The sequence below is a fragment of the Novosphingobium sp. AAP93 genome (genome assembly GCF_001296055.1).
Taxonomy (GTDB): Bacteria; Pseudomonadota; Alphaproteobacteria; order Sphingomonadales; family Sphingomonadaceae; genus Novosphingobium.
In genome coordinates this window covers 1-22,754 of sequence record NZ_LJHZ01000001.1, presented here as the reverse complement: position 1 = coordinate 22,754, position 22,754 = coordinate 1, and the positions used below count along the sequence as shown (strand labels likewise).

17 protein-coding genes are annotated in these 22,754 nt (G+C 67.3%); 11 read left to right on the top strand and 6 right to left on the bottom strand.

Annotated features, from left to right (window positions below; all coding sequences use genetic code 11):
- Nucleotides 1-13: 13 nt before the first annotated feature.
- Genes IP83_RS00085 through IP83_RS00075 form a run of 3 tightly spaced genes read left to right on the top strand, consistent with a single transcriptional unit; the run spans nt 14 to nt 5,801 of the window.
- On the top strand, nt 14-1,201 hold the full coding sequence (locus IP83_RS00085) for an efflux RND transporter periplasmic adaptor subunit (RefSeq protein ID WP_054120165.1): 1,188 nt from the start codon (nt 14-16) through the stop codon (nt 1,199-1,201).
- On the top strand, nt 1,201-4,383 hold the full coding sequence (locus IP83_RS00080; protein WP_054120164.1) for an efflux RND transporter permease subunit: 3,183 nt from the start codon (nt 1,201-1,203) through the stop codon (nt 4,381-4,383). The genes IP83_RS00085 and IP83_RS00080 overlap by 1 nt, the downstream gene beginning before the upstream one ends.
- A complete protein-coding gene (locus IP83_RS00075) occupies nt 4,380-5,801 on the top strand; it encodes an efflux transporter outer membrane subunit (protein ID WP_231624842.1) in 1,422 nt (473 codons plus the stop codon). The genes IP83_RS00080 and IP83_RS00075 overlap by 4 nt, the downstream gene beginning before the upstream one ends.
- On the opposite strand, the gene IP83_RS00070 is transcribed toward IP83_RS00075, so the two are convergent.
- Nucleotides 5,798-6,709: a LysR family transcriptional regulator gene (locus tag IP83_RS00070; RefSeq protein WP_054120163.1), complete on the bottom strand. Its 912-nt coding sequence runs from the start codon at nt 6,707-6,709 to the stop codon at nt 5,798-5,800. The two genes, IP83_RS00075 and IP83_RS00070, sit on opposite strands and share 4 nt — an antisense overlap.
- Nucleotides 6,710-6,826: 117 nt before the next feature.
- Between IP83_RS00070 and IP83_RS00065 the strand changes: the two genes are divergently transcribed.
- Genes IP83_RS00065 through IP83_RS00055 form a run of 3 tightly spaced genes read left to right on the top strand, consistent with a single transcriptional unit; the run spans nt 6,827 to nt 11,017 of the window.
- Nucleotides 6,827-8,524, top strand: a complete 1,698-nt coding sequence (locus tag IP83_RS00065; protein ID WP_054120162.1) for an ABC transporter ATP-binding protein — start codon at nt 6,827-6,829, stop codon at nt 8,522-8,524.
- Nucleotides 8,508-9,617 carry an efflux RND transporter periplasmic adaptor subunit gene (locus tag IP83_RS00060; RefSeq protein ID WP_369816976.1) on the top strand — a complete coding sequence of 370 codons (1,110 nt, stop codon included), beginning with the start codon at nt 8,508-8,510 and terminating at the stop codon, nt 9,615-9,617. The genes IP83_RS00065 and IP83_RS00060 overlap by 17 nt, the downstream gene beginning before the upstream one ends.
- The gene (locus tag IP83_RS00055) at nt 9,614-11,017 is read left to right on the top strand and encodes a TolC family protein (protein WP_054120160.1); all 1,404 of its coding nucleotides are present in this window, start codon (nt 9,614-9,616) and stop codon (nt 11,015-11,017) included. Before IP83_RS00060 ends, IP83_RS00055 begins: the two co-directional genes overlap by 4 nt.
- A 144-nt stretch (nt 11,018-11,161) precedes the next feature.
- Here IP83_RS00055 and IP83_RS00050 read toward each other — a convergent pair whose 3' ends face one another.
- Complete coding sequence (locus IP83_RS00050; RefSeq protein WP_054120159.1) at nt 11,162-12,217, bottom strand: fatty acid desaturase; 1,056 nt, start codon at nt 12,215-12,217, stop codon at nt 11,162-11,164.
- A gap of 186 nt (nt 12,218-12,403) precedes the next feature.
- Here IP83_RS00050 and IP83_RS00045 point away from each other — a divergent pair, with 186 nt between their 5' ends.
- The gene (locus tag IP83_RS00045) at nt 12,404-13,663 is read left to right on the top strand and encodes an amidohydrolase family protein (protein ID WP_054120158.1); all 1,260 of its coding nucleotides are present in this window, start codon (nt 12,404-12,406) and stop codon (nt 13,661-13,663) included.
- Here IP83_RS00045 and IP83_RS00040 read toward each other — a convergent pair whose 3' ends face one another.
- Nucleotides 13,664-14,467, bottom strand: coding sequence for an acetoacetate decarboxylase family protein (locus IP83_RS00040; protein WP_054120157.1), 804 nt, complete (start codon nt 14,465-14,467; stop codon nt 13,664-13,666).
- Between the two features lie 129 nt (nt 14,468-14,596).
- On the opposite strand from IP83_RS00040, the gene IP83_RS00035 reads away from it, so the two are divergent.
- A complete protein-coding gene (locus tag IP83_RS00035) occupies nt 14,597-15,484 on the top strand; it encodes a fumarylacetoacetate hydrolase family protein (RefSeq protein ID WP_054120156.1) in 888 nt (295 codons plus the stop codon).
- Nucleotides 15,485-15,515: 31 nt separating this feature from the next.
- On the top strand, nt 15,516-16,520 hold the full coding sequence (locus IP83_RS00030; RefSeq protein ID WP_054120155.1) for an AraC family transcriptional regulator: 1,005 nt from the start codon (nt 15,516-15,518) through the stop codon (nt 16,518-16,520).
- 168 nt (nt 16,521-16,688) lie between these two features.
- Here the strand turns inward: IP83_RS00030 and gabT are convergent, their stop codons facing one another.
- Genes gabT through IP83_RS00015 form a run of 3 tightly spaced genes read right to left on the bottom strand, consistent with a single transcriptional unit; the run spans nt 16,689 to nt 20,590 of the window.
- Nucleotides 16,689-17,984, bottom strand: coding sequence for a 4-aminobutyrate--2-oxoglutarate transaminase (gene gabT, locus IP83_RS00025; protein WP_054120154.1), 1,296 nt, complete (start codon nt 17,982-17,984; stop codon nt 16,689-16,691).
- Nucleotides 17,981-19,390, bottom strand: coding sequence for an NAD-dependent succinate-semialdehyde dehydrogenase (locus IP83_RS00020; protein ID WP_054120153.1), 1,410 nt, complete (start codon nt 19,388-19,390; stop codon nt 17,981-17,983). The genes gabT and IP83_RS00020 overlap by 4 nt, the downstream gene beginning before the upstream one ends.
- 24 nt (nt 19,391-19,414) lie before the next feature.
- On the bottom strand, nt 19,415-20,590 hold the full coding sequence (locus IP83_RS00015) for an MFS transporter (protein ID WP_054120152.1): 1,176 nt from the start codon (nt 20,588-20,590) through the stop codon (nt 19,415-19,417).
- A 200-nt stretch (nt 20,591-20,790) separates the two neighbouring features.
- Here IP83_RS00015 and IP83_RS00010 point away from each other — a divergent pair, with 200 nt between their 5' ends.
- Together IP83_RS00010 and IP83_RS00005 are read left to right on the top strand one after the other, a co-directional pair.
- Entirely contained in the window at nt 20,791-21,777 is a 987-nt protein-coding gene (locus IP83_RS00010) for an AraC family transcriptional regulator (RefSeq protein WP_082364370.1), read from the top strand.
- Between the two features lie 15 nt (nt 21,778-21,792).
- Nucleotides 21,793-22,632: a type 1 glutamine amidotransferase gene (locus IP83_RS00005; RefSeq protein ID WP_054120150.1), complete on the top strand. Its 840-nt coding sequence runs from the start codon at nt 21,793-21,795 to the stop codon at nt 22,630-22,632.
- Nucleotides 22,633-22,754 lie beyond the last annotated feature (122 nt).

The following is a 22,754-nucleotide window of genomic DNA, read 5'->3' as shown; positions in this document are numbered from 1 at the left end:
TTACGAGAGTTAAGTGCGTCGAATCATTTCTCTCCCCCTCCTCGCCGCAGCGGCGCTTGCCGCTTGCTCCCCTTCAGCCCCCCCGCCACCCCCCAAGCCGCATGTCTCCGCCGCCGTTCCGCTGAAGCGGCAGGTGGTCGATTGGGACGACTACGTCGGCCGGTTCGAAGCCGTGCAGGACGTCGAGATTCGCCCGCGCATCTCCGGCACGGTCGAAAGCGTGAACTTCCGCGAAGGCGTCGAAGTGGCGAAGGGCCAGGTCCTCTTCACCATCGATCCGCGCCCCTATCGCGCCGCCGCCGAACAGGCCCGCGCCGATCTCGCCAAGGCCCAGGCGGCCCTGACCAATGCCCGTACCGAGCTGGCCCGCGCGCAGAAGCTTGTCGATGCGCAGGCCGTCAGCCGCGAGGAGTTCGAGACCAAGGAAGCCAACTTGCGCAGCGCCGTCGCAGCCGCCGACGCAGCCAGGGCAAACCTCGAAGCCAAGTCGCTCGATCTTTCCTTCACTACGGTCCGCTCCCCGATCAGCGGGCGCGTCTCGGACAAGCGCGTCTCGATCGGCACTTATGTAGCCGCCGGGCAGACGGTGCTCACCCGCATCGTCACCGTCAATCCGATCCGCTTCGCCTTCGAAGGCGCGGAGACTTTCTACCTCAAATATGTCCGCCAGGCGCAGGCGGGCGAGCGCGAATCCTCGCGCTATGCCCCCAATCCGGTCGACATCAAGCTGGCGGACGAGACAAGCTACCGCTGGCACGGCCTGATGAAGTTCGTCGACAACGCGATCGACCGCAATTCGGGCACGATCCGCGCCTTCGCCGAAGTCAGCAACCCCAATGGCTTCCTCGTCCCCGGCATGTTCGGCCGCGCCCGTCTGCTGGGGTCAGGCACCTACAGCGCGCTGCTCGTGCCCGATGAGGCCATTGTCACCGACCAGACCCGCCGCTTCGTCTACGTCGTCGACAAGGACGGCAAGAGCCTGCAACGCAATGTCGAGACCGGGCCTCTCGTCGAAGGCCTGCGCGTGATCAAGACCGGCCTCGCGCCGACCGAGAAGGTCATTCTCGATGGCCTTGCGCGGCTCCAGCCCGGCATGCCGGTCGATGCCAAGCTGATCACGCTCAAGCCCCGCGCGGCGGCGGATTCGCCCGCCTCGAACGCCATCGCGGCGCCCGCAGCCGCCGAGGCCACGGCCAAGTAATGCGCCTGCCGCATTTCTTCATCGACCGTCCGATCTTCGCAGGCGTGCTTTCGATCCTGATCGTCATCATCGGGGCGATCGCTTATCCGTCGCTGCCCGTCGGCCAGTATCCTGAAATCGCCCCGCCCACCGTCGTCGTCTCGGCGAACTACCCGGGCGCGACTGCGGAAACGCTCGCCGAAACCATCGCCGCCCCGCTCGAGGAGTCGATCAACGGCGTCGAGAACATGATCTACATGCAGTCGTCCTCCACCGGCGACGGCAACGTGGCGATCACCGTCACCTTCAAGGCGGGCACCAATGTCGATCAGGCGCAGGTGCTCGTGCAGAACCGCGTCGCCACGGCGGAGCCGCGCCTGCCCGAGGAAGTGCGCCAGATCGGCGTGACAGTGCGCAAGAACTCGCCCGACCTGCTTATGGTCGTGAACCTCTTTTCGCCCGACAAGTCGCTCTCCCACCAGTATGTCGCCAACTACGCGACCTTGCAGGTGCTCGACCGGCTGAGCCGCATTCCCGGTGTCGGCGGCGTCCGCATCATCGGCGCGCGCGACTACAACATGCGCGTATGGATCGATCCCGATGCCGCCGCGAGCCGCAACCTCACGGTGGACGAGATCATCGCCGCGATCCGCGCGCAGAACGCGCAGGTCGCGGCCGGGTCGGTCGGGCAGCCGCCGTTCAACCAGGGCGGCACCGCGTTCCAGCTCGGCATCCAGACGCAAGGGCGCCTCACCTCGACCGACGAGTTCGGCGACATCATCATCAAGCGCGACGATCAGGGCCGGCTCACCCGCCTGCGCGATATCGCCCGTCTCGAACTCGGCGCGCAGGACTACGGCACCAACGCCTATCGCGACGGCTTTCCCTCGCTCGGCCTCGCGGTCACCCAGCTGCCGGGCTCGAACGCGCTCAAGACCGCCGCGGCGGTCGATGCCGAGCTGGACGCCCTGTCGAAGTCGTTCCCGCCCGGCCTCGTCTATTCGGTCCCGTTCCACCCGACCGAATATATCAGCGCCTCGATCGAAGCCGTCCAGCACACCCTGCTTGAGGCGATCGTGCTTGTCGCGCTCGTCGTGCTGGTGTTCCTGCAGAGCTGGCGCGCCTCGATCATCCCGATCCTCGCGATCCCGGTCTCGCTGATCGGCAGCTTCGCCGCGATGGCCGCCTTCGGCTTCAGCCTCAACAACCTCTCGCTGTTCGGCCTCGTCCTCGCCATCGGCATCGTCGTCGACGACGCCATCGTCGTGGTCGAGAACATCGAGCGCCTGATGGAAGAGGAAGGCCTCACCCCGCGCGAGGCTGCGCACAAGACGATGGACGAAGTCTCCGGCGCGCTCATCGCCATCGCGCTCGTGCTGTGCGGCGTTTTCATCCCGACCGCGTTCATCCCCGGCATTTCGGGCGCCTTCTACAAGCAGTTCGCGCTGACCATCGTCAGCGCCACCGCGATCTCGGCCTTCGTCTCGCTGACCCTCTCGCCCGCGCTCGCCGCGCTGATCCTGAAGCCGCGCGACCATGACGAGACGCCCTGCCCCACCGGCTGGCGCGGCCTCCCCGTCCGCTTCGCGCGCGGCTTCAACCAGCGCTTCGAAACCCTGTCGCAGCGCTATGGCCGCCTCACCGCGCGGCTGGTGCGCTCGCTCGGGATGATCGGCGTCGCCTATGTCCTGCTCCTCGCCATCGCCGGCTGGCGGCTTTACGAGACGCCGACCGGCTTCATCCCCGCGCAGGACCAGAGCTACCTGATCGGCGTCGTCCAGCTCCCGCCGGGCAGCTCGCTCCAGCGCACCGACGAGATTGTCCAGGCCGCCGCCAAGATCGCGCGCGACAACCCCGCGGTAAAGGCCACCATCGCCTTCGCCGGGTTCGACGGCGCGACCTTCACCACCGCGCCCAACGCCGGCGCGATCTTCATCACGCTCAAGGACTTCAACCACCGCAGCGTCTCCGCCGATCAGGTCGCGAACGAGCTGCGCAAGTCCTATGGCAGCATCACCGCCGGCAACGTCCTCGTCGTGCCGCCGCCACCCGTGCGCGGCATCGGCACCGGCGGCGGCTTCAAGATGATGATCGAGGACCGCTCGGGCGCAGGCTACGCCGCGCTCGAAGGCGCCGCGTTCAAGATGATGATGGCGGCCAACCAGCAGCCGGGCCTCACTTCGGTCTTCACCACGTTCAACACCAAGACCCCGCGCCTCAAGGCCGATATCGACCGCGAGCGCGCCGAGCAGATCGGCGTGCCGGTCGAGCGCGTCTTCGCCACGCTCGGCACCTATCTCGGCAGCACGTACGTCAACGATTTCAACTTCCTCGGTCGCACCTTCCGCGTGACCGCGCAGGCCGACGCGCCCTACCGCGACGATATCGGCGATATCCTCCGGCTCAAGACGCGCTCGGCTTCGGGCGCGATGGTCCCGCTCGCCGCGGTGATGACGCTCAAGAACGACAGCGGCCCCTACCGCGTCGTGCGCTTCAATCTCTATCCCGCCGCCGAACTGCAAGGCGATACCAAGCGCGGGTTCTCCTCGGGCCAGTCGCTGACCACGATGGACCAGCTCGCCAAGGCCAACCTCCCCGCCGGCTTCACTTACGAATGGACCGAACTTGCCTACCAGCAGCAGCAGGCGGGCAACACCGGCATCCTCGTGTTCGGCCTCGCGGTGGTCTTCGTGTTCCTGCTCCTCGCGGCGCAATACGAAAGCCTCGTCCTTCCGCTCGCGGTGATCCTGATCGTGCCGATGTGTCTCCTCGCCGCCATCGTCGGGGTCGACATCATGGGCCGCGACAACAATATCCTTACCCAGATCGGCCTCGTCGTGCTGATCGGCCTCGCCGCCAAGAACGCGATCCTCATCGTCGAGTTCGCGCGGCAGGGCGAGGATGAGGGGCTCGAACCGCGCGCCGCCGCCGAACGCGCCGCGCACCAGCGCCTGCGCCCGATCGTGATGACCTCGATCGCCTTCATCCTCGGCACCCTGCCGCTCGTCATCGCCACCGGCCCCGGCGCGGAAATGCGCTCGGCGCTCGGCATCGCGGTGTTCTTCGGGATGATCGGCGTGACCGGCTTCGGCCTGCTCTTCACGCCCTCGTTCTACATCATCAGCCGCAATTTCGGCGAACGCGTCGGCCAATGGCTGCGCCGCAAGCCAAAGGCCCTCCCGGCGGCGGAGGGCGAAGCATGAACCGGGGCATGAAGCGCCTCGCCGCCCTCCTCCCCGCGCTGCTCCTGACGGCCTGCGCCGTCGGCCCGGACTACAAGCGCCCCGCCGCGCTCCCGCCCGAGCAGGTCCGCCTCACCGAAGCGCTGGAAAACGGCGCCGTCACCCCTTCGCCGCTCCCGCCGAAGTGGTGGCAGCTGTTCAAGGACCCCGAGCTCGACCGGCTCGTCACGCAGGCCCTGACAAAGAACTCCGACCTGCGCGTCGCCGCCGCCAATCTCCAGCGCGCCCGCACCGTGCTCTCCGAAGCCGGCGCCGCGCGCCTGCCGACCTCCGGTGCGACCGCGCAGTTCACCAACAGCCAGCAGGTGGTCCCCGCGCTCAGCCGCACCGTCTCGTTCGATTTCTTCTCGGTGGGCTATGATGCCTCCTACGAAGTCGATCTCTTCGGCGGGGTCAGCCGCTCGCTCGAAGCTGCCCGCGCCGATGCTGCCTCAGCACAAGCCGCCGTCGATGCCGCGCGCGTTGCAGTCGCTGCCGAGACCGCGCGCGCCTACGCCTCGGCCTGCGGCTTCGGGCAGCAGGCCGACGTCGCGCGCGAAACCGAGGACCTGCAGGCCAGAACGCTCGATCTCACCCGGCGCCGTCTCGCCGCCGGACGCGGCACGCAGAGCGAAGTCGATCAGGCCACCGTCCTTATCGAGCAGGCCCGCGCGCAGGTTCCGGTGTTCGAAGCCCAGCGCCGCTCCGCGCTCTACGCGCTCGCCGTCCTGATCGGCGATGCACCCGCCACGATCCTCGACAGCGCCGCCGCCAAGTGCCGCGCCGTGCCGATGGCCACCGAACCGCTCCCGGTCGGCGACGGCGAAGCGCTCCTCGCGCGCCGCCCCGATGTCCGCCAGGCCGAACGCGCGCTTGCCGCCGATACCGCGCGCATCGGCGTCGCCACCGCCGCGCTCTATCCCAAGATCTCGCTCCTCGGCAGCACCTCGCTCGGCGCCACGCAGCTCAGCAACCTCGGCTCGGCCAGCTCGGTTGGCTACTCGGTCGGCCCGCAGATCAAGTGGAACTTCCCCTTCAACGGCGCCGCCCGCGCGCGCGTCCGCGAGAGCAAGGCCGTCGCCGAAGGCTCGCTGGCAAAGTTCGACGCGGCCATCCTCAATGCGCTCAAGGAAGCCGAACAGTCGCTCGCCCGCGCCGGCGGTGCCGCCGAACGCGAAACCGCGCTGCGCCGCGCGATGACTGCCAGCAACGACGCCGCCCGCCTCTCGCGCATCCGCTTCGATTACGGCGCCGACAGCTTCCTGCAACTGCTCGACGCCGAACGCCAGCGTGCGCAGACCCGCGCCGCTCTCGCCCAGGCCGAAGCCGACCGCGCCGACGCCCAGATCAGCGTGTTCAAGGCCCTCGGCGGCGGCTGGGAAGCCCCGGCAAAGCCCTAGCCCAGCCCCTTCTCCAGCATCCGCCGCGCCGAGCGCTGCACATGCTCGGCGATCATGCGGAACGCCGCCTCCATGCTCGTCCCCCGCCGCCACGCCAGCGCCACCGAACGATGCGCCTTCCACCCCGCAACGTTGACGACAGCAATCCCCGAGAGCCCGCCCACATCGCTCTGGAGGTAGAGCCGCGGCAGCACAGTCAGCCCCAGACCCGAGGCCGCCATCATGTGCAGGCTATCGAGGCTCGTCCCCTCATAGTCCGGGCTCAGCGCCATATGATGCGCTTCGGCTATAAGCTGCGTCTCTCGGTGCAAGTGATGCCGCGTGTCGAGCGAGAGCAGCACCTGCCCCGCCAATGCCCCCGGCTCCACCCGCCCTTGCGCCAGCGGGCTATCCACCGCCACCACCAGATCGAGCGGCTCGCGGAACAGGGGCTCGATCTCCAGATCATCCCCCCGGATCGGCAGCGGCCCGAGCATCACGTCAAGCTCACCGCGCGAGACCTGCAGCGCCTGCTCGTCCGGGATGCCCTCGCGCACATAGAGCCGCAGCCCCGGTGCCGCACGGTGCAGATCGGCAATGATCGGCGAAAGCAGATAGGGCCCCAGGGTCGGCGTCGTCCCCATCCGCAGCGTCCCGGTCAGCCCCGTTGCTGCAGACTGCGCCAGCTCCTCGATGCCGCGTACTTCACCCAGAATGCCGCGCGCCTTGGACACAATGCTCCGCCCGATCGGCGTCAGGATCGCCCCCGTCGTCGAGCGCTCCAGCAGCCGCACCCCGAGCCGCTCCTCCAGCGCCTTGACCTGCTGGCTCAGCGCCGGCTGCGAGACGTGGCTGATCCGAGCGGCTTCCGCGAACGAACCCGTATCGGCCAGCGCGACAAGGTGGTGGAGTTGGCGGATCGTGGTCATTCTTTGGTTATAACCATAGCCTATAGGGGCCAGACAAGAGATGTAATTGGCGCTGCGCTGCACAATGTCCTAAATGCACCGCACCGATACCGGAAATCAGAGCTCTCAGGGAACTTCATGGCTGCACCAACGCGGGTCGAACTGCGCGATGCAATACGATGGCTGGCCGAAATCATCGGGCCGGACGCGGGATATCTGCGCCTGGCGGCGGTCTATGGCATTGCCATAGGCCTGCTGTCGCTCGCCACCCCCATCTCGGTCCAACTCCTGATCAACAGCGTGGCCTACACCGCGTTGCCTGCCCAGCTTTGGACGCTGGCGGCGCTCCTTTTCACGCTGCTGTTCGTCGTGGCGATGCTCTCGGCGCTGCGCGTCTATGTGATGACGCTGTTCGAGCGGCGCCTGTTCGCCCGCGTCGTCGCCGAAATCACCATCCGCGCCGTCCACGCGCGCGATCCCTTCTTCGGCGATGCGCGCCGGGCAGACCTGTTCAACCGCTTCTTCGACCTGACAGTGGTGCAGAAATCGGTGCCGAGCCTGCTCATCGGCGGGTTCACCATCGTGCTGCAATCGGCGGTGGGCCTCATCGTCACCAGCTTCTATCACCCCTTCTTCCTCGCCTTCAACGTCACGCTGCTGCTCGCGCTGCTCGTCGTCTGGCTGCTCTGGTCGCGCGGTTCGATGACCAACGCCGTCGCGCTCAGTCACGCCAAGCACGATACCGCGCGCTGGCTCGAAAGCGTCGGCGGCTCCAATGGCTTCTACAAATCGAGCCGCCACGTCGGCTTCGCGATGGACCGCTCGGAGGCGATGACCGCCAACTACATCGCCAAGCACAAGGGCTATTTCCGCTACAGCTTTGCCCAGACGCTCGCCTTCTTCACGCTCTACGCCACCGCTTCGGCCGCGCTCCTTGCCCTTGGCGGCAATCTCATCCTCGCGGGCGAACTGACCATCGGCCAGCTCGTCGGCGCCGAGCTCATCCTCTCCGGCGTGTTCTACGGCGTCAGCCAGCTCGGCTGGTACCTCGATTCGTTCTACGATCTCGTCGCCTCCTGCGAGGAACTCTCGCTCCTCTACGGCATTGCGCAGGAAAAGCTGCCCATCCCCAGCACGCAGGGCCCCCGCGACGGCGCCATCTCCCTGCGCGACGTCAAGCTCGGCGAGACGCATCTCAACTTCTCGCTTGCCGCCGGCGAACGCCTCGTCACTGTCCCCGAACCGGGCGTCGAGCGCACGCTTTCGATGCTGCTCAAGCGCCACGTCGCGCCTGACCACGGCCTCGTCACCGTCGGCGGCTCCGATCTCGGCGGGCTCAACATGTACCTGCTGCGCTCCGAAATCATCGTGCTCGACCGGCCAACGATCGTCGAAGTCACCATCCGCGAATACCTCAATCTCGCCATCTCTGACGCGACCTCGGAAAGCATCCTCGACGCCATCAATGCCGTCGGCCTCAGCGAACGCATCGCCAGCCTGCCCGAAGGACTGGATACGCCGCTCGCCTCCTCGGGCTGGCCGCTCACCGTGGGCGAGGTCATGGAGCTCAAGCTCGCCAACGCGCTGCTGGCCTGCCCCAAGGTCCTCGTCCTCGCGCCGGTGTTCGATGTGATGCCGCCCGCGCAGCTGTTCGGCGTGCTCGAACGCCTGAAGGCCGCCGGCACCACCGTGCTCCTGTGCACTTCGCGCCCCGGCTCCTTCGCGCTCGATGGCTGGCTCTGGCTCGGCCGTCAGGAGCAGATCCGTTTCGCCTCCGCCGCCGAACTCGCGGCCCACGTAGCAGACCGGGAGGCAGCCCGTGCCCTATCGTCTTGAGCATATCGATCACTTCCCCACGCTCGCAAAGATGAAGGCGCCGCGCGTGGTGGTCATCACCGCGTGGCTGGTCGCGCTCGGCATCACCGCCGCCGCGCTGGTCATGGCCTTCGTGCCCTGGGTCCAGACCGCGAACGGGGATGGCCTCGTCGTCGCGCTCAATCCCGATGACCGCGCCGCCGATGTCTCCAGCCTCGTCTCCGGGCGCATCAGCGAATGGTACGTCAAGGACGGCGAGCAAGTGAAGGCTGGCCAGCCTATCGCCCGCGTGATCGACCTCGACCCTGACTACCTCACCCGCCTCGCCGCAGAACGCGCGCAGATCGAGGCGGAGATCGCCGCGGTCACCCAGTCGCGCGCCACCGCGATGCTCGACGTCAACCGCGCCTCCGCCCTGCTGCGCGATGGCCTGATCGCCCGCCGCGACTACGAACTCGCGCAGATCAAGGTGGCCGAAGGCGGCGCCAAACTCGCCGAATCGCGCGCCAAGCTCCAGCGCATCGACGTCCAGCTGGCGCGCCAATCGAGCCAGGTCGTCCGCGCCCCCCGCGATGGCCGCATCCAGACCGTGAACGCCGCGCTCTCCGGCGGCGTGGTCTCACCCGGCTCGGTTCTCGCCACCGTCGCGCCCGAAACTGCCGAGCGCGCCGTCGCGCTCTACATCGATGGCCGCGATATCGCGCTCGTCCGCCCCGGCCAGCAGGTCCGCCTCGAATTCGAAGGCTGGCCCGCGATCCAGTTCTCCGGCTGGCCCTCGGTCGCGCAAGGCATCTTCGATGGTCGCGTCCGCGCGGTCGACCCCACTTCGAACGCGGGCGGCCTGTTCCGCGTCCTCGTCGAACCCGCCCCCGGCAAGCGCCCCTGGCCCGACCTGCGCTTCACCAAGCTCGGTGCCAAGGTCCGCGGCTGGATCCAGATGGAAACCGTCCGCGTCGGCTACGAACTCTGGCGCCAGCTCAACGACTTCCCGCTTGAATTCAGCAAGGACATCAAGGATTCGATCAACGCCAAGGGCGGCAAGAGCGCCGGCGACGACTATGGCGTTGCGAAGGACGACGACGCCACCGTGCGGAAAGCGGGCAAGCCCAAATGATCCGCCGCCTTCTGCTGGCTCTCGCGCTGCTGTGGCCCGTCGCCGCAGCAGCGCAGACCCCGCCCCTCACTCTGGCTGACGTGCTCGACAGCTCGGCCCGGCAGGCGCCGCAGATCGTCGAGGCGATGGCCCGCGTCCGCCAGGCCGAAGGCCGCGCGCTCTCGGCGGAAGGTGCGTTCGATACCGTGTTCGATGTCGATGTCGGCAGCCGCGTGCTCGGCTACTATTCGGGCAGCTATCTCGAAAGCAAGGCAACCCGCCCGCTCACCAATAACGGCGGCTCGATCTACGGCGGCTACCGCGTCAGCAGCGGCACCTTCCCCATCTACGAGGACAAGGCCTATACCGACCGCCTCGGCGAACTGAAGATCGGCGGCCTGTTCGCCCTGCTTCGCGACAAGGCCATCGACGAGCGCCGCGGCCGCATCGCCATCGCCGCGCGCGATATCGACGCCGCTCGCCTCGAACGCGAGATGGTCGCCATCGGCGTCCAGGCCCGCGCCGCCGCCACCTATCAGAACTGGGTCGCCGCCGGCCTGCGCCTCAAGGCGTATCAGGCGCTCCTCGACCTCGCCGAGCAGCGCCGCGCCGGCATCGCCCGGCAGGTCCAGCTCGGCGCACGCCCCGCGATCCTCCTCACCGAGGCGGACACCAACATCGTCCGCCGCCGCGCGCTCGTCGTCCGCTCCGAGCAGGAATTCGGCGCCGCCGCCAACGCGCTCTCGTTCTTCTACCGCGACGAGAACGGCGAACGCCTCGTGCCCACGCCCGATCGCCTGCCCGCCTCGCTCCCCGGCTTCCTGCCCTCGCGCCCCGGCCAAGCGGCGGACCGGCCCGACGTGCAGACTCTCAGCGCCCGCCTCGCCCAGTCCGAATTGAAGCTCGCGCTTGCCGAAAACGAACTCAAGCCCCGCCTCGATGTGCGCGGCGAGCTTTCCTACGACATCGGCAAGACCGGGCCCGGCGGCAAATCGCGCGACGGCGAGGAAGCCATTGTCGGCATCCGCCTCACCGTCCCGCTCCAGCGCCGCAGCGCCAAGGGCAAGATCGCCGAGGCCCGCGCCGAGATCGACGGCCTGCGCACTCGCCAACAGCTCGTGCGCGAACAGATCGCCGTCGAAGTCAAGGGCATCGCCATCGCCGTCGACGGCGCCGCCAAGACCGCCCGCCTCGCCGCCGACGAAGCCGCCCTCGCCGACGACCTCGCCTCCGCCGAACGCCGCCGCTTCGATCTCGGCGCCAGCGACTTCTTCCTGCTCAACATGCGCGAGGAAGCCGCCACCGACGCCCGCGTCCGCCTCCTCGATGCGCAAGCCCGCGCAGCCCTCGCCGGCATCGACCTCGCCGGCGCCACCGCAGACCGCGCGGCACTCGGCCTGCCCGACGGGCCGCTTCCCTAGAAATCAAAAGCCCCTCCCCCTTCGGGGAGGGGTTGGGGAGGGGTATCCCGAGCCAGCAGATCAACGATTGACCCCTGCTTCTTAAGCCCCTCCCGCTCATCCTGAGCCCGTCGAAGGAGGTGGAGTTTGGGGTGGGCAGGCGGCTCAAGCCAACCTTGCCGCCTCGCGAAACGTCACCATCCCGCGCCGCTCCTCATCCCACAGCGCGAGGCGCAGCGTCCCGCACGCCTGCACCACATTGAACCGGTTCAGTTCGCGCAAGACCGGATGCTGCTCCAGCACTTCGGGCAGCCGGTAGAACGGGATCTGGCTCGAAAGGTGATGGACATGGTGGATCCCGATATGCCCGGTAAACCACGCGAGAATGCGCGGCAGCTCAAGATACGAGCTCCCTTCGAGCGCGGCTTCGAAGAACGACCAGTCCCCGCGCTGCTCCCAGTAGGCATCCCGGAACTGGTGCTGCACATAGAACAGCCACACGCCCAGCGATGCCGCGCTCAGCACGATCGGCAGGAAAACCAGCGCTGTCACGCCGAAACCGAAGACGTAGAGCGGCAGCGCGAACAGCAGCGCCGTCACCAGATTGGTTCCCAGCGCGCTCACCCAGTAAACCCAGCCCGCCGTCATCAGCCCGATCGGCAACCGGTGGCGCAGCAGAAACAGATAGGCCGGCCCCAGCCCCAGCAGCACCGCGGGATGGCGATAGAGCCGGTAGCCAAGCCGTCTCAGCCAGGACAGTTCGCGGAATTCGCGTACCGTCAGCATGTCGACGTCACCAGACCCGCGCGCCTCGAGATTGCCGGTGCCCGCATGATGCTGCGCGTGGGAATAGCGCCAGCAATCGTAAGGCGTCAGCGTGAACGCCCCCAGCAAGCGCCCGATCCAGTCATTCCCCGCGCGGCTGCGCAGAAATGCGCCGTGCCCGCAGTCATGCTGGATGATGAACAGCCGCAGCAGAAACAGCCCCGCCAGCGGCGTCGCCGCCAGCGCCAGCCAGTAGCCTGCCTTCACCGCCACCGCGATAGCCGCGAACAAGGCCACAAACGGCACCAGCGTGATCGCCAGTTCCCATGCGCTCCGCACCGGCGAGGGATCACGAAACGCCTGCAAATCTCGCGCCAGCAACCGCGGATCGATCCGCGTGGCCAGAGCTGGTTCGGGTTCGGAAAGGGCGGGCGCTTTGCGTGCTGTAACGGTCACAAGTGGCTCGCTACAAACCTGCGCCGAATTTGTCACGCCGGTTCGCAAACGCTCCACAACTGGCAGAGGCAGATGTCTCCCGCCAACCGGAATACCACCCCGGTTTCCGTCGCCCCGTGCTTGACACGGGGCTTGGCTTTTCTTCCTGTACAGGCCTGACCTGCATTCAACCGGGGAGCGCGGCGCTTGAAGGCCCTTTTCATCATCGCACTAGCCATAGCCCTCTCGCTCCCGGCAACCGCGAACGCCCAGCCGCAGCGCACCCTGCTCCGCCCCGCAGCAGTCTTCGACGGCACCGACCCCGCCCCCCATCCCGGCTGGCAAGTGCTGGTGGAGGGCGAGCGCATCGCCGCCGTCGGCCCGAACCTCTCCGTCCCCGCTGGCACGCAGACCATCGATCTGCCCGGCCAGACGCTCATGCCCGGCATGATCGAGGGCCACGGCCACTTGTTTCTCCACCCCTACAACGAAACGCCGTGGGATGATCAGGTCCTCCACGAACCGCTCGCTGTCCGAACCATCCGCGCCGCCAAGGCCGCCGAGATCACGCTGAAGGCCGGTTTCACCACGACACGCGACCTCGGCACCGAAGGCGCTGGTTATGCCGACGTCGGCCTGAAAAAAGCCATCGACAGCGGCCTGACCCCCGGCCCGCGCCTCCTCGTCGCCACCCGCGCCATCGTCGCGCAAGGCGCCTATGGCCCCAAGGGCTTCGAGCCCGGCGTCATCGTGCCCCAGGGCGCCGAGGAAGCCAGCGGCGTCGAACGCATTGTCCGCGCGGTCCGGGGTCAGATCGCGGCGGGCGCCGATGTCGTGAAGCTCTATGCGGACTACCACTACCGCCCGGGCGAGCCGAGCCTGCCCACGTTCAGCCAGGCCGAACTGGACGCCGCCACCGCCGCCGCCCACGATGCCGGGCGCACCGTCGCCGTCCATGCCGTCACCGCCGAAGGCATGCGCCGCGCCATCGCCGCCGGGGTCGATACCATCGAGCACGGCGATGAAGGCACCCCCGCCGTCTTCAAGGCCATGGCCGCCAGGCACATCGCCTTCTGCCCCACGCTCGCCGCTTCCGAGGCGATCTCCCGCTATCGCGGCTGGACCGATCCCGAACACCCGCCCGCCGCCGTCGCCGAGAGCCGCACTGCGTTCCGCGCCGCGATGGCCGCTGGCGTACCAATCTGCATGGGCGGCGATGTCGGTGTCTTCGCCCACGGCGACAACGCGAGCGAAATGCGCGCAATGGCCGCCGCCGGGATGGCGCCAACGCAAGTCCTCATCGCCGCGACCTCGGGCAATGCTGCGGCGTTCCACCTGACCGATCGCGGCGCAGTCCGAACCGGCCTCCTCGCCGACCTGATCGCGGTCGAAGGCGACCCGACCCGCGACCTGACCGCCCTCACCCGCATCAGGCTGGTGATGAAAGGCGGTGCGGTCGTGCGCTGATCAGGCGAGATTGTTCCGCGCCAGCGTGGTCCCCGCGCGCCATGAGACACCGACTTCGTGCCAATAGCCCGCGATCTTCTCCTGCGGCGCAATATCCAGCAGTTCCTCGACCGGCGAATCGAAGTACGTGAGGTCGAAATCACCCTTGAAGCAGCGCCCGAAATCGACGTCGTAGCTCGACATCGTCACCACTTCGTCGAGGCTCTGCGTCCCGTCGGTCTCGATCGCCGGCATCCAGCGGTTGTGCACCATCGGCAGGCCATTGACGAAGCCCGGCTTCTCCGCCGTCTCCGTGATGGTGAAGCGCCCCTCCGCCAGCCGCCGGTCGAACGCCGCCAAAGTCACGCCGAATGTCCCGCCCGGCTGCAGCCGCGGCCCCGCCTTGCCGACATAGACCGGACGGCTCATCTGGATCGAGCCGAGCTTCTTGGGATAGCCCTGATGCTGGCCCCGCAGCATCGCGAATTCCTTGTCCACCCAGATATAGACACAGCGCGACCACGTCTTGCCCTGGAACTTGCAGCGCACGACGATGAACATCTCCTTGTACTGCACGCGCACCGGATCAAGGATCTGCGCCGGATCGTCCGAAGTCGATTGCCAGTCCGCCCAGATCGCCGCGACCGCGCCCGGATCCTCGTCCGCCAGCGAAAAGCCCTCCGGCAGCAGCGCCGCGATCTTGGCCGGGTCCGTGCGGTATTCCAGCGTGATCAGCTCGCCCGAATAGTGCCACGGCACCGGCGGCACGATGCTCGCCTTGCCGCTCGGCGTGCGCGGATAGAACAGGCCCTTCAGGTCGCTCATGGATACCTCGTCAGAATGTCTCGCACCCGTATCTAGCGCCCCCGCCCCGCCAAGCTTGGCCGCAGCGGCCAATGCCTGTGGCGCCCGGCGCGGCTAAGGGATACCACAAATGGAAACGAGGGCCTCCCGATGACCACCGAATATCGCCGCATCCTGCTCGATGGCTACCCCATCCTCACCACCCGCCACGGCGACGAGCTCGTCACGAAGGACGGTCGCAGCATCGGCATCGATGATGCGGTGCACCTTGCGCCGTGCAACCCCAGCAAGATCATCTGCGTCCATTTGAACTACGAAAGCCGGGTCAAGGAGTTCATCACCAAGCTCCCGCCCGCGCCGACCTACTTCCACAAGCCGATCACCGCGCTCAACACCCACAAGGGCGCCGTGGTCCGCCCCGAACGCTGCAAGTACCTCAACTACGAAGGCGAAATCGCCATCGTCATCGGCCGCTCTTGCCGCAACATTTCGCCGGAGGAAGCCGCCGACTACATCCTCGGCTACTCGGTCGCCAACGACTACGGCCTCCACGATTTTCGCGACACCGATGCGGGCTCGATGCTGCGCGTCAAGGGGTCTGACACGCTCTGCCCCATCGGCCCCGGCCTCGTCACCGGCTGGGATTTCCGGGGCAAGCAGATCCGCACGATCGTCAACGGCGAGGTCAAGCAGGACGGCAACACAGCCGAGATGGAGTGGGACATGCTCTACCTCGTCGCCGATATCGCCCGCACGATCACGCTCGAACCCGGCGACGTGCTCCTTTCCGGCACCCCTGCGAACAGCCGCCCGGTCCAGCCCGGCGATGTGGTCGAAGTCGAAGTCGAAGGCCTCGGCAAACTCACCAACACCATCGTCCACGGCCCCACCCCGATCCGCGACGATTGCGGCGCGCAGCCTACTGAATCCGAGGAAGTGATCTCCACCGCGATGGGCGGCGACTGGGAATTCCGAGGGCTGCGCGCCGCCGGCGGCCAGGGCGCTGCGTTCTATGAGTCCGCGCTCGAGACGAAGTGACGGCAACCGCGGCGACTGATAGGTTCGCCCCATGGCCGAACCCCAGATCGCCGCGCAATTCCTGCGCCACGTGGCCAACTGCGTCGAACTCACCGGCCATTCCGCCGCCAGTCTGCTCGCGCGCATCGGCGTCACCCGCGCCATGCTGGAAGACCCCGACGGCCTGATCCCGCTCGCAAACTTCATCGCCTTTTTCGAGGACGCGGCACAGCTCGTGCGCAATCCCCATTTCGGCCTCCACGTCGGCCGCCTGTCCGGCTCGGACAGTCTCGGCCCGCTGAGTTTCCTGTTCCTCAGCGCACCCGATCTCAGGACCGCCTTCACCAGCTTCACCCGCCACCTTGCCACCATGCAGCAGGCGAGCCGCAACCAGTTCACCGATGAAGGCCGCTGGGCCACCTTCTCCTACGGCGTGCTCGATCAATCGCTTACCCGCCGCCGGCAGGACGCGGAATATTCCATCGGCGCGATGGTCAGCCTTGCCCGCCAGTTCACCGGCGGCGAGATCGAATTCCGCGAAGTCCGCTTCGAGCACGAACGGGTCGGCGAATATGCCCGCTACCGCGATTTCTTCGGCTGCGACGTGTTCTTCGAGCAGGATTGCAACGCGATCACCATGGACGGCCGCTACCTCGACACCCGCGGCCGCGTGCTCAGCCCCAGCCTTCATCCGATCATCGAGGAACACCTCCAGCGCCTCGCCGGCCGCGGCTCCGACGCCTCGCTCACCGGCCAGGTCCGCGCCCTGATCGAAGCCGCCCCCCTCGATGCGCCGCCCAGCCTCGCCGAAGTGGCGTCACGGCTGGGCCTCTCGGTCCCCACCCTCAACCGCCGCCTCGCCGCCGAAGGCACCGGCTGGCGCACGCTCGTCAATGCCCAGCGCATGGAAGCCGCCGCCCGCCTGCTTCGCACCAGCCGCCGCAACGTGAGCGCCATCGCCCTCGACGTCGGCTTTTCAGAAAGCGCCAGCTTCACCCGCGCCTTCGCCCGCCACTTCGGCTTATCACCCGGCCGCTACCGCAAGACCGAAAAATAGGGACAGTCCCCTTTTTCGCCACTTCAGGGCCTGTGGGGATTTGGCTCAGGGTGGAGCGAGAATGGCTGGCTTCCGCGACCCGGAGCGCAGCGTACTTCATGTACGTGAGCACCGGAAGCGCGGAAGGCGGCCGTTCGCAGCCCTCCCTGGGGCAAATACCCGCAGGCCCTAGCCCGCTACCCGCCGCATCACGCCGGTGAGCCGGTCCATCGCCTCTCCCAGCAGCTCGTCCGGCATCGTCAGCGCCGGCAGGAACCGCACCACATTCCCGCGCATCCCGCACGACAGCAGCAGCAGCCCGTCCTTCGCGCCTTCGGTCACCACCGCCTTGGTCAGCTCCGGATTGGGCCGGTCCGGATCGCCATCGTGCACCAGTTCCATCGCCACCATCGCGCCGGGACCACGCACATCGCCGATCACGCGCATGCCGCCCTGCTGGAGCGCGCGCAGCGTGCCCTTGATCGTATTGCCGATATGGACCGCGCGCTCGCACAGCCCGTCGGATTCGATGATCTTGAGCACTTCCAGACCCGCCACGCAGCCCAGCGGCGAGCCGCCATAAGTGCCGCCCAGCCCGCCCGTCTCCGGCGCGTCCATCAGGTCCGCCCGGCCCATCACGCCCGAGATCGGGAAGCCGCCCGCCATGGCCTTGGCGATGGTCATGATGTCCGGCGTAACCCCGGTCGCCTCGCGCACCCAGTCCATCGCGAAGAGCTTGCCCGTCCGCGCAAAGCCCGATTGCACTTCGTCGGCGATCAACAGGATGCCGTGCTTGTCGCAGATCTCGCGCAGCGCGCGGAAGAAGGCATAGCTCGCGGTGTAGAACCCGCCCTCGCCCAGCACCGGCTCGAGCACGATGGCGGCGACGGCACTCGGCTCGATGGTCGAAGCAAACAGCGCCTGCAGCGCCTCGACGGCCTGCTTCTCGTCAAACCCGTGATACGGGATCGGGAAGCGCGTGTGGTGCACATCCCCCGGCAGCGGCCCGAACCCGGCCTTGTACGGCAGCACCTTCCCCGTCATCGCCAGGGTCAGCAGCGTGCGCCCGTGATAGCCGCCCTGGAACGTCACGATCCCGCGCCGCCCGGTGGCAGACCGCGCGATCTTCACTGCATTCTCCAGCGCCTCCGCCCCCGTCGTCAGGAACACCGTCTTGACCGGCCCCGCGATGGGCGCCGCCGCATTCAGCTGCTCGGCCAGCGCGATATAGCTCTCGTAAGGCGTCACCTGGAACGAGCAGTGCGAGAATGCATCGAGCTGCCGCTTCACCGCCTCGACAATGCGCGGGTCCGAATGGCCAGTGTTGCACACCGCGATCCCGGTCGCGAAATCGATGTAGCGATTGCCTTCCGCGTCGAAGGCTTCCGCATTCACCCCGCGCTCGAAAAACCGCGTGTGGATCGATCCGACCCCGCGCGGCACGGCGGCTTCGCGGCGGGCCCAAAGCTCAGTGTTGCTGGTCATGCGCCTATTCCCCCCATCAGGCAGTATTTGAGTTCGAGATATTCATCGAGGCCGTGGCGCGATCCTTCGCGGCCAAGGCCGGATTGCTTGATGCCGCCAAACGGCGCGACTTCAGTCGAAAGGATGCCGTCGTTCACCCCGACCATCCCGTATTCGAGGCCCTCCATCACCCGCCACACGCGCCCCAGATCGCGCGCGTAGAAATAGGCGGCAAGGCCGTAGGGCGTGTCGTTGGCCAGCCGCACCGCCTCGGCTTCGTCGCTGAACCGGATCATCGGCACAACCGGCCCGAATATTTCCGAAGTCGCGATTCCCATATCGCCGCGCACATCGGTCAGCACGGTCGGCTCGAAGAACCCCGGACCTGCGTTGGAACGACTGCCCCCCATCAGCGCCTTCGCTCCGCCCGCCAGCGCATCGCGCACCAGGCTATCGACCTTCTCCACCGCCGCCGCATTGATCAGCGGGCCGATGGTCGTCCCCGGCGCCGCGCCATCGCCGACCACAAGCGCCGCCACCTTCGCCCGCACCCGCTCGACAAACGCATCATAAACCCCGTCCTGCACCAGCACGCGGTTGGCGCAGACGCAGGTCTGCCCGGCATTGCGGAACTTCGACGCCATCAGCCCGTCCGCCGCCGCATCCAGATCGGCATCGTCGAACACGATGAACGGCGCGTTCCCGCCCAGCTCGAGGCTCAGCCGCGTCACGTTCTGCGCCGCCTGCGCCATCAGGATCTTGCCGACGCGAGTCGAGCCGGTAAAGCTCAGCTTGCGCACCTTGGGATGCTGGCAGAACAGCGTGCCCACCCCCGCCGGATCATTGGAAGGCGTCACGCGGAACACATCTTCCGGTACACCGGCCTCGCGCGCCAAAGTCTCCAGCGCCAGCGCGGACAGCGGCGTCGCCTCGGCGGGCTTGACCACGATGGAACACCCCGCCGCCAGCGCCGGCCCCACCTTGCGGGTGATCATCGCAATCGGGAAATTCCACGGCGTGATCGCCGCGCACGTGCCCACCGGCTGCTTGATCGTCAGCACGCGCTTGCCATTGGCAAAGGTTGGCACCGTCTCGCCATAGGCGCGCTTGGCTTCCTCGGCGAACCACTCGATGAACGCAGCGCCATAAGCCACTTCGCCGCGCGCCTCGGCCAGCGGCTTGCCGCATTCGGCGGTGATCAGCGCGGCAAGCTCCTCCTGCCGCTCCATGATCAGCCCATACCAGCGCCGCAGCACGCCCGCGCGCTCCTTGGCCGTCCTCGCCGCCCACGCCGGGCGCGCCGCATCCGCCTCATCGATGATCGCGCTGATCTCGGCAGGCGCATAGTCGCGCACCGTCGCGATCAGCGCGCCGGTCGCAGGGTTATGGACAGCGAGGCCGGTTCCTTCCGGCACGGTTTCAAACACGCACGAACTCCTCTCGAAACAAGGTCAGGCAGGCAGCGCGGATAGCGCCTGATGCTTGCGGATGGGAATGAGCAGCAGCGCATAGCTCACGATAAACAGCCCCACGCAGAGCAGCTCCGCCGAACGATAGCCAGAGCCATCGAGCAGCTGCCCCGCAATCAGCGGACCGCCGCCGAGGCCGATCATCTGCATCATGATCGCGAACGACATCATCCGCCCGCTCTCGTCGAAATCGCACACGCGGCCCAGAATGAACGGCAGCACGAAGTTCCACAGCACGTTGAACCCGCAGACCCCGACCACAAACAGCGTCAAACTCGGCTTCCCGATCAGCAGCGCAATGCTCGCCGCCCCCGCCAGAATGCCGAACGCAATCGCGCCGTTGCGGTTCACATGCCCCGCGAGGAAAACAGAGGCGAGCGCGCCGCCCACGGCCAGAATCTGCGAGAGGAACAGCGCATCCGCCACCGCCTGCTCGCCAAGCCCGGCTCCCACGCCGACCAGAAACAGCACCGCCCAGGCAATCCCCTGCGCCAGATTGTAGGCCAGCACCCCCGCCAGCGCGACCACCAGCAGCGGCGTCCCCAGCTGCCGAGCCTCCGGGTTGACCATCTCCTCCGCCGAATAGGCATGCGGCAGAAACGGCAGCGTCAGCAGCGACGCCAGCGAGAGCACCGCAAAGCCGATGAACATCGCATCCAGCCCATGGCTCCCCAGAAACCCCGGCAGATACCACAGCCCGAACGCGCCATAGGTCAGCAGCAGCGTGAGATAGAGCGCCAGATTGCGCTCGGCGCGCACCGTCACACCCACGAAGGTGAAGCTGATCGAAGTGATCGTTCCCTCGCCCAGCCCCGCGACAAACCGCGCGATCTCGAAGCGCCCGCCCAGCGGCGCGCCGAGCGAGGTCAGATTGCCTGCCGCCGCAATCAGCAACCCGCCCGCGACCACCCAGCGCCAGTTGATCTGTGTTCCCCGCACCGCCATGAAAATCGTCGCCAGCGCCACGCCCAGCATCTCGACACCGGCGAGGTTCACCGCCGTCGCCTCATCCACCTTCAGCTGCGTGACATAGCCCTGCACCACGCCCGGCTGGATGATGAACGACAGCACGCCGATCGTGCCAAGGATCACCGCACAGAGGATCGCCGGCCAGCCGTTCACATCGATATCGCGCCTTACCGGCCCAGCTGTCGCCATCTGCAAGGTATCTCCCGACTGTCATCGCCGCCCTTGCATGGCAGGGGCCGCCCCGCTTGGCAGGATCGGACATTCCGGACGCGGCGTCCATGCCCTCGCCAGTGAAATTTTCGATCATCTTTTGATGATTTAGATCAATATTCGTAGCCAGCGAATCGCTTAGCCTCACACCATAAGGATACGTGCCTCGGGGAGACAGCATGGCACCTGCGACCGTACGCGCCGCCGCAATGAACGGCTGGGAGAGCTTTCTGGAAGACACCGCCGCCGCGCCCATGCTGGGTGACGGCCCGCCGCCGGACTCGATGCCGCTGGCCGAATTCGTCCGCTTTTCCGAGAATGTCGTCACCCGCACCCGCGATGTCGCGATCCCCTGGCTTGCCGGCGGCACCTACGATCTCGCCGGGCTCGGCCCGCTGGGGGATGCGATCAATTCCGCCGGCCGCGTCGGCTCCGCGCTGCGCCGCCTCGTCGATTACTTCTCCCTCCTGCAGGACTGCACGGATATCCGCCTCGGGCTCGAGGACGACATGGCCTCGGTCAGCTACCGCATCCTCGATCCCGATATCTGGCCGCGCCATCACGATGCCATGTTCACCCTCGGCATCGTCAGCCAGATCCTCAAGCGCGGCACGCGTGGGCATTGGGACAAGATCGAGTTCGCGTTCGAAGCCGAAAGCCACGAAATGCGCGGCGATATCGGCAAGGTCGTCTGCGCGCCCTGCACGTTCGGCGCCGATACCAACCAGATCCGCTTCCCCGCCGCGCTCCTCGATCTCGCGCTGCCCACCGCGCAACCCGGTGCGGTCGACGTGCGCCAGCTCACCCGTTCGATCGTCACCAAGCGCCGCGAGACCCCGCTGGTCGACCGGCTCAGCCAGATGGTCCTGCGCGATCTCAATACTCAAGCGATCGAGCAGGAGCGTTTCGCCCGCGAAATGGGCATGTCGAGCCGCACCCTGCGCCGCAAGCTCACCGAGCAGGGCTCCTCGTTCCAGCAAGTGCTTGATGAATGCCGCATGCGGCAGGCGGTGTTCGAATTCCGCGTCCGTCCCGATTTGTCGATCGCGCAGATCGCGCTAAGGCTGGGCTATGCCGAACACAGCAATTTCACGCGCGCCTTCCACCGCTGGAGCGGCCAATCCCCGCAGGCCTACCGCGCGAACCTTGCCGCCACGGCGCACTGACTTTCAGGACCTGACATGACCCGACTGCTGCTGCTCGAAGGCAACACCGCCCCCAAGCGCGCCCGCGCCCATGAACTCGGCGTGCGCACCTCGAGCGAAATCTACATCGAAGCCATCGCCGCGCACTATCCGGACATCGCGCTCGACGTCCTCAACGGCGCCGACGAGGGCGAGACGATCCCCGGCGGCCGTACCTGGTCCGACTACGCGGGCTTCGTCGTCACCGGCTCGGCGCTCCACGCCTACGACGCCGAATTTGCCGTCACGAACCAGATCGAATGGCTCAAGCAAGCCGCCGAAGCCGGTCTCCCCATCTTCGGCTCCTGCTGGGGCCTCCAGATCGCAGCCGTCGCGGCCGGCGGCGAAGTCGCCTACAATCCCAAGGGCCGCGAAGTCGGCTTCGCCCGCAAGATCCTGCTGAATGACGCGGGCCGCGCGCACCCGATGTTCAAGGGCAAGGCCCCCGTCTTCGACGCGCCCTGCATCCACTACGACGAAGTGATCCGCCTCCCCGAAAGCGCCACCCTGCTCGCCTCCAACGCGCACAGCGAGATTCAGGCGGCCGTCATTCCGCTGGCGAACAGCGAAGTCTGGGCGGTGCAGTACCACCCCGAATTCGACCTCGCCCAGCTCGTCCAGCTCTACACACTCTACGCCGAAGACATGGTCACCCAGGGCTTCTTCGCCGACATGGCCGAACTCGCCAGCTACCGCGAAAAGCTCGAAGCCCTCGCCGCCGATCCCGCCAACGCGGGCCTCGCATGGCAGCTGGGCGTGGACGAAGACGTCCTCGACAACCGCATCCGCCGCGCCGAAATCCTCGCGTGGATCGAAGCCAAGGTGCTCTCCCGCTGAAGCAACCTGCCCCTCCCCCGGTCGGGGGAGGCCGGGTGGGGGCGCGCCGCGCTCACAGAGACACGTCACCCTTGACAAAACGAACCATATAGGTTACATGCCCCACCCAGATCGGGAGCAGG

Coding starts and splice junctions, on each gene's coding strand:
- IP83_RS00080 (WP_054120164.1), top strand. CDS start 1,201: ATGCGCCTGCCGCATTTCTTCATCGACCGTCCGATCTTCGCAGGCGTG.
- IP83_RS00075 (WP_231624842.1), top strand. CDS start 4,380: ATGAACCGGGGCATGAAGCGCCTCGCCGCCCTCCTCCCCGCGCTGCTC.
- IP83_RS00070 (WP_054120163.1), bottom strand. CDS start 6,709: ATGACCACGATCCGCCAACTCCACCACCTTGTCGCGCTGGCCGATACG.
- IP83_RS00065 (WP_054120162.1), top strand. CDS start 6,827: ATGGCTGCACCAACGCGGGTCGAACTGCGCGATGCAATACGATGGCTG.
- IP83_RS00055 (WP_054120160.1), top strand. CDS start 9,614: ATGATCCGCCGCCTTCTGCTGGCTCTCGCGCTGCTGTGGCCCGTCGCC.
- IP83_RS00040 (WP_054120157.1), bottom strand. CDS start 14,467: ATGAGCGACCTGAAGGGCCTGTTCTATCCGCGCACGCCGAGCGGCAAG.
- IP83_RS00035 (WP_054120156.1), top strand. CDS start 14,597: ATGACCACCGAATATCGCCGCATCCTGCTCGATGGCTACCCCATCCTC.
- IP83_RS00030 (WP_054120155.1), top strand. CDS start 15,516: ATGGCCGAACCCCAGATCGCCGCGCAATTCCTGCGCCACGTGGCCAAC.
- gabT (WP_054120154.1), bottom strand. CDS start 17,984: ATGACCAGCAACACTGAGCTTTGGGCCCGCCGCGAAGCCGCCGTGCCG.
- IP83_RS00015 (WP_054120152.1), bottom strand. CDS start 20,590: ATGGCGACAGCTGGGCCGGTAAGGCGCGATATCGATGTGAACGGCTGG.
- IP83_RS00010 (WP_082364370.1), top strand. CDS start 20,791: ATGGCACCTGCGACCGTACGCGCCGCCGCAATGAACGGCTGGGAGAGC.
- IP83_RS00005 (WP_054120150.1), top strand. CDS start 21,793: ATGACCCGACTGCTGCTGCTCGAAGGCAACACCGCCCCCAAGCGCGCC.